General features: G+C 67.3%; 2 protein-coding genes. One reads left to right on the top strand and one right to left on the bottom strand.

Features of this window, described 5'->3' with window-relative positions:
* Nucleotides 1-254 precede the first annotated feature (254 nt).
* On the top strand, nucleotides 255-761 hold the full coding sequence (locus tag ACWGPE_RS18790; RefSeq protein WP_452049279.1) for a winged helix-turn-helix transcriptional regulator: 507 nt from the start codon (nucleotides 255-257) through the stop codon (nucleotides 759-761).
* Here the strand turns inward: ACWGPE_RS18790 and ACWGPE_RS18785 are convergent.
* A partial coding sequence (locus ACWGPE_RS18785; protein WP_452049278.1) for a class I SAM-dependent methyltransferase occupies nucleotides 758-1,427 on the bottom strand: 670 nt, incomplete at its 5' end. The genes ACWGPE_RS18790 and ACWGPE_RS18785 overlap by 4 nt on opposite strands.

Raw genomic sequence — 1,427 nt, 5'->3', positions numbered from 1 at the left:
CCCGTACACCGTGCCGAGGAGCTGCCGAAGATCGTCATGCCCCCGGAACACCATTCGGCCGGAGAGCGGTGAGACCAGCTCTGCGTCGGGCGCGAGGGTCGCGACGAGCGAGTCGAGGTCGTTGGTGCGGGTGGCGTCGCAGAACGCGGCGACCGAATCGGTAGTCGTTGTCATGCCCTGTCCTCATCTGGATTGCGATTTGCAACCTACTCAACCGCAGTTCATTGCGAATTGCAATGGACTACGGTTGAGGGGTGCCGAAACAGTCCTTCAGCGACATCTCGTGCTCGATCGCACGGGCTGTCGAGGTGGTGGGGCAGCGGTGGACGCCGCTGGTCCTGCGCGACCTGTTCGCGGGGATGACGCGGTTCGAGGACATCCGGCGCGATCTCGGTATCGCGTCGAACATCCTGGCCGCTCGTCTGGACGAACTCGAACGCCACGGCGTGGTGGAACGACGCCAGTACCAGAGTGCGCCGCCGCGTTACGAGTACCTGCTCACCGACAAGGGACGCGATCTGTACCCGGTGATCGCGACACTGCTCGCCTGGGGGGACAAATGGCTGGCTGACGCGGACGGACCGCCGGCGCTGATCGTCCACAGCGAATGCGGTCGCGTCACGACGGCCAAGACCGTGTGTGCGCAGTGCGGAGGCGAACTCGACGCGGCGACGGCATCGGCCGCCCCGGGTCCTGGCGCCAGGCTGGGCCCCGGCACCGCCGTCATCGGCGAGTTCATCCTCGGCCGCCCGACGGGCTAGGCCAGAGTGGCCCGGATGCCCACCGTGACGTAGGGCAACGCCAGCCCCGACGAGTTGGCCAGCGCCGGGTGCGTGGCCAGCAGTTCGCGGACCTGTTCCAGCGTCCGGGTACGCACCTGCTCGGGTGAGGTGATGCAGTAGCTGCGAGAGGCCACCAGATCGATGAGGGCCTGGGGTGTCAGGTAACTCGTCCACTCCACCTGATGTCGTTCGATCTCTCCGAACGGCTCGGCCAGCGTCACCTCGTTGTTGAACGGATCATGTTCGGGGCCGATGATCCGGCCCAGATCCTTGACCCAGCCCAGCCTTTCGTCGCGCGTGTTCCACACCAGACCCAGCCGGCCGCCGGGGCGCAGCACCCGGCTGACCTCCTTGACGGCCCGCTCGGGGTCGAACCAGTGCCAGGCCTGGGCCACCAGCACCGCGTCGACGCTGTTGTCGGCCAGTGGGATCTCCTCGGCCGTGCCCAGCAGTGCCGGGGTGTCCGGCAGTGAGTTCGACAGCAGCTCAAGCATTTCCGGGATGGGATCGACGGCGATCACATCCAGCCCGCGTTCGACGAGCCGGGTGGTCAGCTTGCCGGTGCCTGCGCCAAGGTCCAGCACGTCCTGGGCACCCTCGGGGAGCAGCCAGTCGATCGTCTCCGGCGGATACGACGGCCGGCCG

It is taken from the genome of Agromyces sp. NPDC055658, from assembly GCF_053618155.1.
This window is presented reverse-complemented; position numbering and strand designations above follow the sequence as displayed.